Origin of the sequence: Micromonospora trifolii, assembly GCF_022229005.1 — a bacterium.
GTDB lineage: Bacteria > Actinomycetota > Actinomycetes > Mycobacteriales > Micromonosporaceae > Micromonospora > Micromonospora trifolii.
In genome coordinates this window covers 38,819-53,369 of record NZ_JAKKFD010000077.1, presented here as the reverse complement: position 1 = coordinate 53,369, position 14,551 = coordinate 38,819, and the positions used below count along the sequence as shown (strand labels likewise).

Genomic DNA, 14,551 nt, shown 5'->3' with positions numbered 1-14,551 from the left:
CAGTGGTCACACAGCCGCAGATCCACGGCGACGTCGACGATCGCTTCGGGCGCGTCGCCGACGTCTTCCGCGACAACTTCACCTCCCGGGGAGAGGTCGGCGCCGCGGTCACCGTCTACGTGCGGGGCCGCAAGGTCGTCGACCTGTACGGCGGGGTGGCCGACATCCGCACCGGACGGCCCTGGGACGCGCACACGCCGGTCGTCGTCTTCTCCTGCACCAAGGGGATCCTGGCGATCTGCGCCTACCTGCTGGCCCAGCAGGGCCGGCTCGACCTCGACGCTCCCGTGACGCGCTACTGGCCGGAGTTCGGACAGCACGGCAAGGCGGACATCCCGGTGCGCTGGCTGCTCACGCACCAGGCCGCTCTGCCAGCTGTGGACCGACCCCTGACCCTCGACGAGGTCCTGGCCTGGGATCCGGTCATCAAGGCGATCGAGGCGCAGGCCCCGCTGTGGAAGCCGGGCACGGCGCACGGCTACCACTCGATGACCTACGGCTGGCTGGTCGGAGAGGTGATCCACCGCATCACCGGCCAACTACCCGGCGCGTTCTTCGCCGACACCGTCGCGGGTCCGCTCGGCCTGCACACCTGGCTGGGGCTACCGGCCGCCGAGAGGGACACCGTCGCCTGGGGCCTGGCGCCGCCCCCGGACCCCGACCCGTTCGTGGACCCGGTCGCCGAACGGGGCATCACGATGGGGGGCGCCTTCGCCTTCCCCGCCGACGCCGACGGCCTGGTCAGCTTCAACGACGACGCCATCCGGTCCGCCGGTGTTCCCGGCGCGGGCGCGGTGAGCACCGCCGAGGGCCTCGCGCGCCTCTACGCGGCCTGCGTGTCGGAACTCCAGGATGGACCGCTGCTCACGGCAGCGTCGGTGGACGACGCGGTGGTGGTGCGTTCGCGTGGTCAGCAGCGGCACGGCCCGCCGGACACCGGGCAGCGCTGGGGTACGGGCTTCCTGCTGCACTCGCCACCGGCCCGGCCCCTGCTGGGTGAGCGCAGCTTCGGCCACGACGGCGCGGGCGGGAACCTGGCCTTCGCCGACGCCGAGCACCAGGTGGGGTTCGGCTACGTGGTCAACCAGATGCGGGGGATGGGCGACGAGCGCGCCAACCGCCTGTCGGCCGCCCTCCGCGCCTGCCTGGACGACTGAGCCGCCGGGGTCCGACCTGGTGTGTGCCCGTCCACTGTGGACTGTGGGCGGTGTTACGGGGATATCTCGGGCACGTTTCATAGATAGTCTTGACAGGTGTTGTTAGCGATAACACGATGGCCTTCACGCCGCTCTCGCGTTTGGAGCTCGCCTTGGTCGTGTCGGTCCGCTCGCGTGTCCTGAACATCGCCCGCGCATCCGCTGTGAACAGCCTGAACGCCGCCGCTCACCATGCCGCCAACACGTTGCCCCGACTGGCGTCCACAGTGCGCCCGCATCGTTTCCGCTCACTGTGCGCGCTCGCATCGGCGGCCGTTCTCGTCACTGCTGGCCTGGTGGCCACCCCCGCCACCGCGCACGCGGCCGACGGATGGTCGCCCCGATCGTCGTACACCTCGACCGACACCGGCGCCGGCACCTACTCGGTGCCACTGCTCAACGCCGACGTGCCGGACATCAGCGTCGAGCGGGTGCCGGCCGCCGAGAACGACGAGGGCCGCGACCTCTACTACATGATCAGCACGACAATGCACCTGAGCCCTGGCGCGCCGATCATGAAGTCGTACGACCTCGTCAACTGGGAGATCGTCAACTACGTCTTCGACCGGGCGAGCATCGGCGACTCCTTCTCGCTGCGCAACGGCCAGAACTCGTACGGCCAGGGCCAGTGGGCGTCGTCGCTGCGCTACCACGACGGCACGTTCTACGCCGTCTTCAACACCAACAACCTCAGCGGGGCGTACCTCTACCGCACCGACGACATCGAGAACGGCCCGTGGCAGCGCACCGCCCTCGGCCGTGGCCTGCACGACCCGTCGCTCTTCTTCGACGTCGACGGCACGCCGTACATCTTCTACGGATCCGGCGGCACCAGCGCCGTACGCCTCAACGCCGACCTGACCGCCATCGCGCAGGACTACCCGAACATCTTCACCGCCAACAACTACGCCGGCCAGCCGTTCATCGGCGGACTGTTCGAGGGCGCGCAAGTGTACCACATCGACGGCTGGTACTACGCCGTCATCATCACCTGGCCGTCCGGGCAGGGACGTCAGGTGGTGATGTTCCGGTCGAAGAACCTGCTCGGGCGCTACACCTCGGCCGGCGGGGTCAACACCTACGAGGCGCGCGGAGTGCTCAACTCCAACGGCTTCGCGCAGGGCAGCCTGGTGCCGATCAGCCGCGTGGGCGGCGCGACCGACTGGCACGGCATGTTCTTCCGGGACACGTTCCCGATCGGCCGGATCCCGGCGCTCATCCCCGCCACCTGGCAGAACGGGTGGCCGACCTTCGGCACCAACGGGGTCGTGCCGGTCAACGGCCTGTTCGACAAGCCGATCCGGCTCAGCCCGGCCGAGGAGCTGTTCGAGCGGCAGAAGAGCATCGTCGCCTCGGACGACTTCGCCAACGACGCGCCGCACAAGGCGTATCAGGACGAGCAGTGGACGGTCCCCGCGCCGCTCGACCCGGCGGAGATCGCCCCCAACGGCTCACGGCTGGACCTGGCCTGGGAGTGGAACCACGCCCCGGACAACCGGTACTGGTCACTCACCGACCGCGACGGCTGGCTGCGGTTGACGGCCGGCACCGTGGTCACCGGCCAGTATGTCTACACGAAGCTGTCCAACCGGGCCGAGTTGGCGTGGTTCGAGGAGGCACGCAACACGCTCTCGCAGCGGACATTCGGGCCACGGCAGTCGGTCCAGACCCGGATGGACATCTCCGGGATGAAGAACGGCGACGTCGCGGGCCTGGCGGCCTACAACCGCGGATTCTCGTACGTGGCGGTCAAGCGCGTCGGTGACGTCAACACCCTCGGCGTCGTGAACCGGTCGCAGCCGTTCGCTGTCGACCTCGACCAGTCGACGCTGGAGAACTTCGTCGCCGGCACGACGGTGTCGCTGGGCGACGCGACCGAGGTGCACGTGAAGGCGGACCTCGACTTCTCCTCCCCGGTCGGCCAACTGTGGACGACGTTCTACTACAGCCTGGACGGGGTCCAGTGGACCCGGCTCGGCAACCGCGTGGGCCCGCAGGCACTCGACGGCAGCCTCGCGCACTTCATGGGTCACCGGGTGGGCCTGTTCAACTACGCCACCCAGCAGACCGGCGGCCACGTCGACTTCGACGACTACCTGCTCAGCGACGTACTGACCGCGCAGGCCCGGCCACTGGACACCACAGCCCTCGACGCGGCCATCGCCCACGCGCAGACGCTCGACCCGCGCCACTACCCAGCCGACGCCTGGGCCGCGACGCGGTCCGCGCTCGCGGCGGCGACAGCGGCACGGGCCGGCCAGTTCGGCACCCAGAACCAGATCGACGCACCGGAGCGGGCGCTCAGCTACCAGGTGGCCCGACTCGGAGTGCTGGCGGCGCTGCCCGTGACGGTCACCGCCCAGGTGCGCTGCCTGAGCGGCAGGGCGTACCTGGCGGTGCAGGCGCGCAACGACTCGGACGAGCCGGTCGACATCACTGTGGAGACCCCGTACGGAAACCGCTCCTTTGCCGCCGTCGCACCGGGGGCGAATGTCTACCAGTCGTTCACCACCCGGGCGTCGTCGGTGCCGGCCGGCTCGGCGACGGTCCGGGCCACCGGGGCGGTCGCCGGCCGGGACGTGACCACCGACCACTTCGCCCAGCACCCCGCCAACGCCTGCGGCGGGTAACCCCACCACGAGCCCTCGGCTCAGCGACCAGCACCACCGGCGACCGGCCGGGCGGCGCGGAACAGCCGACCTGTCCCGCGCCGCCGGCCACGCTCGGACCGGTGGCGGCAGTCGACACCTGATGTCCGGACCACCCACGGAAAAGCGCACCCACCGATCCCCCGTACACCGATGACCGCACGTCAGAGATGAAGGAGGATGTCTCGTGGAACAACGAATGCGACGGGCGACCCGAGGACGGGTCGCAGCGCTCGCGACTGTCGGCCTGATGCTGGCCACGGGGTTCGTCGCCCCGGCGTCGCCGGTCCAGGCCGCCGACACGAACCTCGTCGTCAACGGCGGGTTCGAGGACGGCCTGACCAACTGGTTCGTCAACAACGGAAACGCCTCCGACGGCGCCCAGTTGTCGGCCACGCCGGACGCCCACTCCGGCGCGAACGCGGCGCTCGTCACCAGCCGGACGACCACCGGGTCCGGCCCGATGCAGGACCTCAGCGGCAAGGTGCAGGCCGGCCAGGCCTACACCCTGACGGCCCGCATCAAGTACGAGAACGAGAGCGGACCGGCGACGAAGCAGTTCTTCGCCACCATGCACTACGGGGGTGGCACCTACACCAACCTCGTCAGCGTGACGGCGACGAAGGGCCAGTGGGCACAGTTCAACGGCACGTTCACGATCCCGACGACGCAGAGCGTGTCGACGGCGCGCCTGTTCTTCGAGACCCCCTGGACGAGCACACCGTCAACCGACCCGGCCCTGCACCTGATGGACTTCAAACTCGACGACGTGTCGGTGATCGGCGCCGCGCCGCCCCCGCCCGCGTCGAAGACCATCGAGGTCGTCGGCAAGCTGCCCGGGGAACACAACCCGTTGATCGGGCACAAGTTCGGCGCCGACGGGTTCGGCCTCGTGCACGACGGCCGGGTCTACATGTACATGACAAACGACACCCAGGGTTACGCCCCGAACCCGACCACTGGCGTCTCGCCGGGGATCAACTACGGCGACATCAACCAGATCACCGTGATCTCCTCGGAAGACCTCGTGAACTGGACCGACCACGGTGAGATCCAGGTCGCCGGCCCCAACGGGGTGGCCCCGTTCACCGCCAACTCGTGGGCTCCGGGCATCACCAAGAAGGTGGTGAACGGAGTGGAGAAGTTCTTCCTCTACTACGCCAACGGTGGTGGCTCCAGCAACGTGATCACGGGTGCGTCGCCACTCGGCCCGTGGACCAGCGAGCGCACGAGCACGCTGATCGACGGCCGTACCCCCGGCGCCGAGGCCGTCGCGTGGAAGTTCGACCCGGCCCCGTTCGTCGACGACGACGGCCAGCCGTACCTCTACTTCGGTGGTGGTCCCGCGTCGACGAGCATGCCGCCGGCCGAGCGCTTCAACAACCCGAAGAACATCCGGTCGATCGAGCTCGGCGACGACATGGTCTCGACCGAGGGAACGGCAGCGGTCGTGGACGCTCCGGTCGCCTTCGAAGCGGGCCACGTCTTCAAGCGCCAGGGCAGGTACTACTTCTCGTACTCCTCGCACTTCGGCGGGAACGACTTCGGTGGCAGCCAGCAGCCGCTTCCGGGTTACCCCGGGGGTGGCCAGATCGGCTACATGATCTCCGACGGCCCGATGTCGTGGCCGAAGGAGACCTACGCCGGTGTGCTCTTCCCGAACCAGTCGCAGTTCTTCGGGGCCGGCACCGGTGGCAACAACCACCAGTCGGTGTTCGAGTTCGGCGGCAAGTACTACTTCACCTACCACGCCCCGACGCTGAACAAGCGCATCAACGGCAACACCACCCAGGGGTACCGCAGCCCGCACATCCAGGAACTGACCTTCAACCCGGACGGCACCATCCAGCAGGTCGTCGGCACCTACGCCGGCGTGGACCAGGTCCGCGACTTCGACCCGTACCGCGTCTTCGAGGCCGAGACCTTCGGCTGGAGCAAGGGCGTCGCGACCACGACTGTCGACGGCAGCTCCGCCCAGTTCGGTGGCGCGGCACCCAACCTCGTGATCCGCGACATCGACAATGGCGACTGGACGGCGCTGTCCTCGGTGAACTTCGGGGACAGCGGCGCGCAGAGTCTGACGGCGCGGGTGCGTGCGCTCGCCGCCGGCGGTCAGGTCCAGGTCCGGCTGGACGACGTCAACGGTCCCGTCGTCGGCACGGTCGCCGTGGACACCCCGGTCGGACAGTGGGCCGAGGTGACCGCCGAACTCGACGGCGTCAGCGGCGTGCACGACGTCTACTTCACCTACACCGGCCCGGCCGGCGTCGACCTCTTCGAGATCGACAACTGGTCGTTCGCGGCGGACGCCGTCGACCTGCCCGTCACGCTCACCGCGTCCACGCGGTGCGTGAGCGGCAAGGCGTACGTGGCGGTGCAGGCGCGCAACGACCATGACGCGCCGGTGGGCATCAGCCTGGAGACGCCGTACGGCGAGCGGTCGTTCACGGCCGTCGCGCCGGGCGCGAACGCCTATCAGTCCTTCAACACCCGTGCCGCGTCGGTGCCGGCGGGTTCGGCGACCGTCCGGGTGACCGGGGCGATCGGCGGACAGGACGTGACAACCGTCCGCACCGTGCAACACCCCGCCGGCACCTGCGGCGGATAACCCCTCATGGCGGAGAACGGAGATCACATGAACACAGACAAACGGCGGCAGGCGCTCGCGGCCGGCGTCGTCGGCGCCGTGCTGACCGGGGCGGCGGTGCTGCCGTCGCCCGCACTGGCCGAGCCCGGTGACGACGCCAGCGTGCGGGTCACCGTCGACATCGACGAGATCAGGGAACCGGGCGTGCTCGCCCTGTCGATCGCCGGCGACGCCGTCGCGCTGTCCGAGGACGGCTCGACCCTGCTGGTCCGCCAGTTCGTCGGCACGCTGCCGACGGTGACGGTCACCGACACCCGCGTCGCCGACGAGGTGCCCGACGGCGCCAACTGGGCGGTGCTCGGCAGCGCGACCGACTTCGCCGGTGCCGCAGGCCAGGCGCCGATCACCGCCGACCACTTCGGCTGGAAGCCGCGTCTGCTCGACGGCGGGGAGACCGGCCTGGTCACCGAGGGCGAGGAGGTGGTGACCAGCCTCGACGAGCCGACCCAGCCGGGCAACAATGTCGGCCTCGTCGACCAGGAGTTGTTGGTTTCGGCCTTCGACTCCGAGGCCGTCGCCAGCGACTCGTACTCGGTGAACGCCGACCTGTACCTGCGGACCCCCGCTGAGGTCGCCGCCGGCGAGTACAGCTCCACACTCACGCTCTCACTGTTCGAGTAGTGGCCTGGGTGGGGGCCCGGACCGGGCCCCCACCCAGCCTCATGCCGAAGGGCTGATTCATGACCGTCACCCCGCTGCGCCGGGCGCTCGTGGTCCTCGCCGTCGTGTCCCTCGCGGTTGCGGCAGCGCCGACCGCGGCGGCGGCGGAACCGGACCCGAAGGCTCTGACCTGGACGGTCCAGCCGGCCACCGCGAACGGGCCGGACCAGCGCCGGTGGATCAACGCCAGCCTCGACCCGGGGCAGGCGGTGACCGAGCATCTGGCGGTACGGAACTTCAGCCGCACCGCCGTCGCCTTCTCCCTGAAGGCGGCCGACGGCTATCTCACCGACAAGGGCCGCTTCAACATGCTGTCGTCCGACCGCCCCTCGGTCGACGGTGGCACCTGGATCGACGTGCAGGAGAAGGTCACCGTCGGCCCCAACGAGACGCGGGTGGTGCCGTTCCGGATCACGGTGCCCCAGGGCGCCACGCCGGGCGACCACCCGGCCGGCATCGCCGCGACCGTCACCAGCACCGGAGGCACTGTCACCGTCGAGAGCCGTGTCGGCTTCCGGGTGATGCTGCGGGTGAACGGCTCCGCGCAGGCAGCCCTGGCCGTCCGGGGCCTCGGCGCGACGTACTCCCCGTCGTGGAACCCCTTCGCCGGCGGCACGGTGCGGGTCCGCTACACGGTCGAGAACGACGGCAATGTCTGGGTCAGCGGAACGAGTCGGGTGGCGATGACCGACCTTCTGGGCCGGAGCAGCCACGACGCCACCAGCGCCGTCGAGGAGTTGCTGCCCGGCGGCGCTCGGACGGTGGAGACCCGGGCCGACGGGGTCTGGGCCCTGGGGCGCCTCCGCACGACAGTCAGCACGTCGCCGACGTTGCTCGGCGACGGCCAGGCCGGGGCCGACCTCCGGCCGGCCTCCGCCACCGTCACCACCTGGGTCGTGCCGTGGGCGCAGCTCGCACTGCTGGGTCTGCTCGCTGGCCTGCTGGTGGGGCTGCGGGCGGCGGCCCGGCACCGGCGGCGTCGGCTGGCCGGGCTGCTGGACCGCGCGAGGCAGGAGGGTCGGCAGGAGGGTCAGGAGTCCGTGCTCGTCGGGGGCGCCCCCGCTGCTGCCGAGGCCGACGCGGGCGACGCCCGCCGGTAACCAGTCGACGCGACGAAATCGCGCTGCCGGATCGCGGCGAGGCGTCGCCCGGTCCGGGGCCTCAGGGCTTGGACCGGCCCAGCAGCCAGCGCAGGATGCTGGCGTCCTCGTAGGTCGGCCCGAACGCCGCGTGGTAGTCCGGCAACGAGAACGCGGCGTCGGCGTACTCGGTGTAGCGCACCAGGTCGGCGGTCTGCTCCGGCGTCTTACCCCGGGCGGCGTACGCCTGCCGCAGCACTGCCGTGGAGTTGCGCGCGCCCGAGACGTTGAGCAGGTGGTCGTGCTCGCCGTGGGTGATCCACACCGGCACCTCGGCCGCCGCGATGGCGGTCGCCTGGGTGGCGTTGACCGGGAAACCACCGGTCACCAACCCGCCGGCGAACAGGTCCGGACGCTTGGCGAACGCCTCCCAGAGCAGCTGGGAACCGTACGACACGGTGGTCGCGTACACCCGACGGGTGTCCACAGCGAACTGGCCGACGAACTGGTCGAGCAGCTTGACCAGCAGGTCCGCCTCGGCGGCCCCACCGACCCGCTGGTGCTGGGGCGCCAGGACGATGACGTCCTCGGTGGTGCCGGTCCATTGCGGTTGGAGCCACGCGGTCGCCGGGATGTCGGCGGCGAGTTGGACGCCGAGGTTGTCGCCGTCCCAGCCCATTCCGTGACCGGGCAGCACGACCATCAGTGGGTACTTGCGGCCCGGCTGGTAGTTCTTCGGCAGGTGGTAGTGGTACGGCAGCACCATTCCGCCACTCAGGAACGAGCCGTAGGTGAACTCGTCGACCAGTTGGTTGACCGGCTTCTCGGTGACCGGTCGGGACTCGCGCGGGGTGGCCCGGGCGAGCACCGGCCCCTTGCCGGCCCCGCGGCCGGGCTGGCCGTGCACGTCCTTGCGCTGCACGACCCGGGTCGGCAGCTCCGGATTGACCTTCACCGTGCAGAGGAAGGTCGGGCACTTGGAGACGATGACCGTCGAGCCGCCGGTGTCGGCGGGGTCGAGCTCGACGATGACGTATCTGCCCGGCGCCGATCGGTGGTCGGCACGGGTGCCCGGTGTCCCGTTGGTGTAGGTGTGGGTGACGGTCCGGCCGGCGAGCTTCGGCAGGTCCTCGATGGGGTTGAAGCGGAAGTTGTAGATGGTGTCGGTCACCGAGAACGTGGCGGTGTCGAGGGTGCGGGGGTTGACTGTGGCCGCGTACTCGATCGCCACCGCGGAGACCTTCTGGCCGTACGTGTAGACGGTGGTGATCGGGGTGATGCTGCGGATTCCGTCAGTGGCGCCCCGGCTGTCGCTCGCGCTGCCGTACGCCGTGCCGGAGGCGCCGGCCAGGACGAGGGTGGCGGCGAGCGGGATCAGCCCTTTTCGCAGTCTCATGCGGGTCCTTTCTCGGGGGTGGTGCGCTCAGTCAGCGAGCCCGGCCGGGCACCGGGAGTGGGACGGGTCGGAGCGAGCCGGTCGCTAAACTGATTTAGCAGAGCATCGATGGCAGGCCTGGCGGTGTCAATACCGAGCGGGCAACAAGCCGGGGACCCGCGCCGTCGACGGCCCGGAGGACACCGACCGGCGCGCCCGCGACCCCTCCTGCGGGCACTGCAACAAACCTGCAAGCGCCAGCTATTGCCTTCAGGGAAACCGCTTTCCTACGATTGCGTTACATCGATGTTTCCTTTACCCGTCGAGCGAGCGGCGTCACCGGGAACGCCCCGTTCGCACGGCACATCCCTGCTTCTACCAGGGCACCCGAGACCTCGATGAAATCTCCGCGATTGACTGCCGCCAATCTCTTAATTGTCCGTCGGCAGGCGCGGTCGCGATGTCCGTCGAGGCGCAGCCTGGAACGAGACGAATGCGAAGGTGAGACGACATGAGACGACCAGTCGTGCTGCGACGTCAGGCAGCGCTGGCCACGGCGGCGGTGGTGATCGCGGCCGGGGTGGCCCTGCCGACCCCGCAGGCATCGGCGGCAGTCGGCAACGCCACCGGCTACGCCACCCAGAACGGCGGGACCACCGGCGGCGCGGGCGGACAGACCGTCCGGGCCAGCACCGGCACGGCGATCCACGCCGCGCTGTGCGGTCGGGCCAGCAGCAGTACCCCGATCACGATCGAGGTCACCGGGACCATCAACCACGGCAACACCAGCAAGGTCTCCGGTTCGAGCTGCAACACCGCGGCGGGCGTGATCGAGCTCAAGCAGATCAGCAACGTCACCATCATCGGGGTCGGCAGCGGCGCCGTCTTCGACCAGCTCGGCATCCACATCCGCGACTCCAGCAACATCATCATCCAGAACGTGACAGTGCGGAACGTGAAGAAGTCGGGCTCGCCCACCTCCAACGGTGGGGACGCCATCGGCATGGAGAGCACGGTCCGCAACGTCTGGGTCGACCACGTGACCCTGGAGGCCTCGGGCGGAGAGTCCGAGGGGTACGACGGCCTCTTCGACATGAAGGACAACACCCAGTACGTGACGCTGTCCTACAGCATCCTGCGCAACTCCGGTCGCGGCGGCCTCGTCGGGTCCAGCGAGAGCGACCTGTCGAACGGCTTCATCACGTACCACCACAACCTCTACGAGAACATCGACTCTCGGACGCCGCTGCTGCGCGGTGGTGTCGCCCACATCTACAACAACCACTACGTGAGCCTGCACGAGTCCGGGATCAACTCCCGCGCCGGAGCCAGGGCCAAAGTGGAGAACAACTACTTCCGCGACTCCAAGGACGTCCTGGGCACCTTCTACACCAACGAGCGCGGCTACTGGCAGGTCGCCGGCAACGTCTTCGACAACGTGACCTGGTCCAGCGCCGGCAGCGAGAACTACCCCGCCGGCCCCAACCCGACCTCCAACACCACTGTCAGCATCCCGTATTCGTACAGCCTCGACGGGGCGAGCTGCGTGCCGGACATCGTCCGTCAGACGGTCGGCGCCAACACCGGCCTGAAGGTGTCCAACGGCAGTTGCTCGCCGCAGACGCCGCCGCCCACCACCCCGCCGCCGACCACGCCTCCGCCCACGACGCCCCCGCCCACCACTCCGCCGCCCACCAGCGGGACCAACCTCAGCCTGGGCGCCGGCGCCGACGGCTCCAGCAAGGCGAGTGGGACCAGCTACGGCAACGTGCGCGACGGCAACCTGAGCACCTACTGGTCGCCGGCCGGGTCGACCGGCACGATCTCGATCAAGTGGGGTTCGGCCACCCAGGTGTCCCGAGTGGTGATCCGTGAGCCGTCCGGTACCCAGGGTTCGATCGGGGCCTGGCAGCTGATCAACAACGACAACGGAGCCGTCCTGGCCTCCGGCAGTGGGGCCGGTTCGATCACCTTCTCGGCGGCCGCCATGACCAAGATCAACTTCAAGATCAACAGCTCCGGCGGTACGCCGCGGGTGGGCGAGTTCGAGACGTACGCCAGCTAGCAGCATGCGCGGGCGGGAGCGGCTGGCCAGGTCGCTCCCGCCTCTACGCGCCTGTCACGAGTCCGTGGACGGCAGGGTGTCCATGAAGGAGCTGACCGAGAAGACCGCTCGCCCCGGCCCGGCGGGGCCGTACCCGGGCGGGCTGGACAGGCCGTGGGCGTCCATTGTCGCTCGGTAGGCCTCCAGCAGGCGGACGTGGTATTCGAGCGGCGCGCCCTGCGGGTTCGTCCGGCCCAGCGGTGTGGTGGGCTCCGGGCACCAGGTGGTGAACCGGGGCGTGATCCCCCGGGACATGAAGTAGTCAAGCCCCTCGGTGGTGGAGGCGATCGCCTCATCGACGCTCGTGAAGCCGTGCGGGGCGGCCATCTCGACGCCCGCCACGAAGTTCGGGATCACGTTGCGCGGGCCGAACACCTCGGCGGAGTCGAGGATGCGCCGGTGCCACTCCTCCCGACCGACGTACCGCTCCTTGCCCGGGCAGTACAACTCGAACAGCCGCTTGTCCCACACCTCGTAGTTCGGGTGGTAGATGCGGATCCCGTAGTCGTGGAACCGCTGCACATCGGCTCGGGGCAGCGCCTGGGCCACGACCTTGCCGATCCACCGTCCCGGAAACCGCTCCTCGATCGCCTGCGCGTACTGGCCGTAGAAGTCGGCCTCGGCCAGCCCGTTGACCTGCGAGGTGATGCTGCCACCGGTCAACGTGTACGCCTGCGACGCACGGTCGACGTCGTGCCGGTTGATGATCTCCAAGGCCTCGAGGACCTCGTCGACGGGCTTGACCCCGGTGTAGGGCCGGCCGGCCTGCTTGTGCTGCCGCCAGTTGTGGTTGATGTCGCAGTACTGGCACTCCTCCTTGGCACCGAAGTACTGGCAGACCCGGAACGCGGTGAGGTAGATGAGGTAGCCCCACTGGATCGTCGGGGCGACCTCCATCACCTGCTTGCCGTTGGCGAGCGTGTGGCGGTAATACGCCGGCATGGGGGGCAGCCCGACATCGGCGATCGGCCGTCCGTCCAGGAAGAGGCGCAGTCGACCGTCGCTGTCGGTGCCGACGCGGTACGGCGAGCTGGGGTTGGTGCGAACCGACACGACGGTACGGCGCAGCTCGTACGGACCTCCGGTGAGCACGATCTCCTCCGGTGGTCGGCGCAGCGCGGCCGTCCCCAACTCCGGCAGTGTCCGGTGATCGAAGGAGAAGATGAAGTACGACTTCGGCTTCACGTCGCCGTGCTCGTTGTCGGTCAGTGCCGCGTCGTCGAAGGCGAGTCCGCCCCGCAGCAGGTCCTCCTTGAGGACCGCCTCCCGCGGCACGTGTGGAAAACGGCCCATCAACTCTTCGACGAGGTCGGTGCGCGACGTCATGCGGTTCCTCCCGAACGCGGTACGCCGAACCGGGTGGCCGGTGCCACCCGGCGCCGGCTGATCAGCTCTGCTTGGTCTCCCAGAAGATCTTCGAGATCTCCTCGATCTTGCCGAGGAGCTGCTCGGCGACTGCCGGGTCGGCGGCGCCCTTCGCACCGCCGGCACCTGCCAGCTTCGTCGCCTCGTTGAAGAGGCTGTGCAGCTGGGGGTACTTCTCGAAGTGCGGCTGCTTGAAGTAGTCGGTCCACAGCACCCAGAGGTGGTGCTTCACCAGCTCGGCCCGCTGCTCCTTGATGAGCAGCGAGCGGGTGCGAAACTCCGGGTCGTCGCTGGCCTGGTACTTCTCGGAGATCGCCTTGATCGACTCGGCCTCGATGCGGGCCTGCGCCGGGTCGTACACGCCGCAGGGGAGGTCGCAGTGCGCGCTCGCGACGGTACGCGGGCGGAGAAGGCGGGACAGGAACATCGGAATCCCTTCGACGGTGGGCGTTCGGCTGACATGCGTCCGGGCGCGGCGGCCCCGACGTGATCATCTAGGGACGCTAGAACCTCAACCGCACTTCATGTCAAGGCAGAGTCGATCACGAGCCCTGTTTCCGGATGAGCGTCAGCAGGGCGGTGTGCGTCCGCTCGTCCGCAGCCGCGACGAGACCGTCCCCACCGGCGTGCAGCGGCTGGCCGTCGAGCCCGGTGACCACGCAGCCCGCAGCCTGGCAGAGCGCGATTCCGGCCGCGAAGTGGACGCTGTTCCGCAGGTCGTGGCGGTCGGTCACATAGGCGGCGCGGCGACCGGCGGCGACCCAGGCCACGGCGAGGCTGGTGGAGACCACCCGAGGCCGGAACTGTTCGAGGAAGCCCTCGTCCGCGAGCATGCGGGCGGCCAGGAAGACGTCCCGGTTGGGGAAGGGCGGGTCGAGATTGAGGTCGACCAGCGTCGAGTCGGCCGACGGGACGAGACGCTCGTTCGTCCCCGAGCCCCGGACGTACGCGGCGGTGCCGTCGGTCCAGAACACCTCATCGGCGAACGGGTCCACCGAGGCCGCCACTGTGACGTCCGGCCCGGTGCGCAGGGCGACGTTGACCGAAGCCAGCATGGTCCGCGCGGCAAAGTTCAACGTGCCGCACAACGGATCGACCAGCCAGGTCCGTCCGTTGTCGCCAGTACCCGTGCGCCCGCTCTCCTCGGCCACCACGGCGTCGCCCGGACGCGCCCTACCCAGGACGTCCAGGATGGCCTGCTCGGCCTCGACATCGGCGGCGGTGGCGAAGTCACCGGCGGTCTTCATGACGCGCGTCAATGTTGAGCCGTACCGGGAGCGCACAACTGCGGCTCCAGCTTCCGCCGCCTCGATGGCCAGCGCATGGTCTGTGATCGACATGCACGAACCATAGGAGCTGTGGGCAACGTCGTTGACCGCCCCGTCCCGCACCGGGCCGTGGGAGCAGGGGCGGGTCAGTCCGACAGTTCGATGATCGGTAGGTGACTGACAACCACCGTCATGATCATGGGGGCGTC

Annotated in this window: 10 protein-coding genes; 6 read left to right on the top strand and 4 right to left on the bottom strand. The window is 69.4% G+C overall.

All coding sequences use genetic code 11. The annotated features are described in order from the left end of the window. The first annotated feature begins 2 nt into the window (after positions 1–2). The 5 genes from NIE79_RS32830 (at position 3) to NIE79_RS32810 (ending at position 8,251) form a co-directional block, all read left to right on the top strand. A complete protein-coding gene (locus tag NIE79_RS32830) occupies positions 3–1,157 on the top strand; it encodes a serine hydrolase domain-containing protein (protein WP_238682259.1) in 1,155 nt (384 codons plus the stop codon). Between the two features lie 203 nt (positions 1,158–1,360). After that, entirely contained in the window at positions 1,361–3,826 is a 2,466-nt protein-coding gene (locus NIE79_RS32825; RefSeq protein ID WP_238682258.1) for a glycoside hydrolase family 43 protein, read from the top strand. Between the two features lie 205 nt (positions 3,827–4,031). Then, the gene (locus NIE79_RS32820) at positions 4,032–6,452 is read left to right on the top strand and encodes a family 43 glycosylhydrolase (protein WP_238682257.1); all 2,421 of its coding nucleotides are present in this window, start codon (positions 4,032–4,034) and stop codon (positions 6,450–6,452) included. A 27-nt stretch (positions 6,453–6,479) separates the two neighbouring features. Further along, a complete protein-coding gene (locus NIE79_RS32815) occupies positions 6,480–7,112 on the top strand; it encodes a hypothetical protein (protein WP_238682256.1) in 633 nt (210 codons plus the stop codon). 59 nt (positions 7,113–7,171) lie between these two features. Beyond that, positions 7,172–8,251 (top strand): DUF916 domain-containing protein, encoded by a 1,080-nt coding sequence (locus tag NIE79_RS32810; RefSeq protein WP_238682255.1) that lies wholly within the window; start codon positions 7,172–7,174, stop codon positions 8,249–8,251. Between the two features lie 61 nt (positions 8,252–8,312). Here the strand turns inward: NIE79_RS32810 and NIE79_RS32805 are convergent, their stop codons facing one another. Next, positions 8,313–9,626, bottom strand: coding sequence for a hypothetical protein (locus NIE79_RS32805; protein WP_238682254.1), 1,314 nt, complete (start codon positions 9,624–9,626; stop codon positions 8,313–8,315). A gap of 490 nt (positions 9,627–10,116) precedes the next feature. On the opposite strand from NIE79_RS32805, the gene NIE79_RS32800 reads away from it, so the two are divergent. Next, positions 10,117–11,670: a pectate lyase family protein gene (locus tag NIE79_RS32800; protein ID WP_238682253.1), complete on the top strand. Its 1,554-nt coding sequence runs from the start codon at positions 10,117–10,119 to the stop codon at positions 11,668–11,670. Positions 11,671–11,724: 54 nt separating this feature from the next. Here NIE79_RS32800 and NIE79_RS32795 read toward each other — a convergent pair whose 3' ends face one another. The 3 genes from NIE79_RS32795 to NIE79_RS32785 all read right to left on the bottom strand — a co-directional run bounded on the left by NIE79_RS32795 (position 11,725) and on the right by NIE79_RS32785 (position 14,414). Further along, positions 11,725–13,035, bottom strand: coding sequence for a radical SAM protein (locus NIE79_RS32795; RefSeq protein ID WP_238682252.1), 1,311 nt, complete (start codon positions 13,033–13,035; stop codon positions 11,725–11,727). Positions 13,036–13,096: 61 nt separating this feature from the next. Continuing rightward, positions 13,097–13,501 (bottom strand): superoxide dismutase, Ni, encoded by a 405-nt coding sequence (sodN, locus tag NIE79_RS32790; RefSeq protein ID WP_238682251.1) that lies wholly within the window; start codon positions 13,499–13,501, stop codon positions 13,097–13,099. A gap of 115 nt (positions 13,502–13,616) precedes the next feature. After that, on the bottom strand, positions 13,617–14,414 hold the full coding sequence (locus tag NIE79_RS32785; protein ID WP_238682250.1) for an inositol monophosphatase family protein: 798 nt from the start codon (positions 14,412–14,414) through the stop codon (positions 13,617–13,619). Between the last annotated feature and the right edge of the window lie 137 nt (positions 14,415–14,551).